This is a genomic window from Mesorhizobium sp. M7A.F.Ca.CA.004.04.2.1 (assembly GCF_004022825.1).
In the GTDB taxonomy this organism is placed as follows: Bacteria; Pseudomonadota; Alphaproteobacteria; order Rhizobiales; family Rhizobiaceae; genus Mesorhizobium.
This window is the reverse complement of record NZ_RZPH01001727.1, coordinates 1-534: the sequence shown is the minus strand read 5'-3', so window position 1 is coordinate 534 and position 534 is coordinate 1. Positions and strand designations below refer to the sequence as shown.

The window sequence follows — 534 nt, the reverse complement described above, 5'->3', positions numbered from 1 at the left end:
GCGCCGCGCATCATGCCGCGGCTGGCCGGAGAGTTGAAGACGCTGGTCGACGAGAAGGCGACCGTCATCAAGGGCTGGATGCGCGCCGGCAAGATCGCCAAGACCGATCCGTGGCACCTGATCTTCTCGATCTGGGCGACGACGCAGCATTATGCCGATTTCGACGTCCAAGTCCGCGCCGTCCTCGGGCCGAACCGCGGCGGCGACGGCCGCTTCGAGGATGCGGCAAGGTTTCTCGAACAATTGTTCCTCGATGGCCTCAAGCCGAAGGGGTAGCAGCGAGATCACGTCTTGGGTCAACTTGGCAGTCGTCGGGCTATCCCAGACGGTGGGGATTGGCCGAAGCGCACATTGATTTCGTCATTCTAGGGCGAAGCAAGGAGCGAAGCGACGCGGCGCAGACCCTAGAATCCATGCCGCGACTTCAACGCGCCGCAACGGTACAAATTCTGCTCCGCTGTACCCTTCGACCAATGTCACGGAATGGATCCCAGGGTCTCCTCGACGCCGCTTCGCGGCTGCTCCGCCCTGGGA

The 534-nt window shown here is 62.7% G+C and carries 1 protein-coding gene; it reads left to right on the top strand.

From position 1 onward, the window contains the following. Nucleotides 1-276 (top strand): TetR family transcriptional regulator C-terminal domain-containing protein (locus EN893_RS37245; protein WP_206640276.1); only part of this gene is annotated, 276 nt, incomplete at its 5' end. Between the last annotated feature and the right edge of the window lie 258 nt (nt 277-534).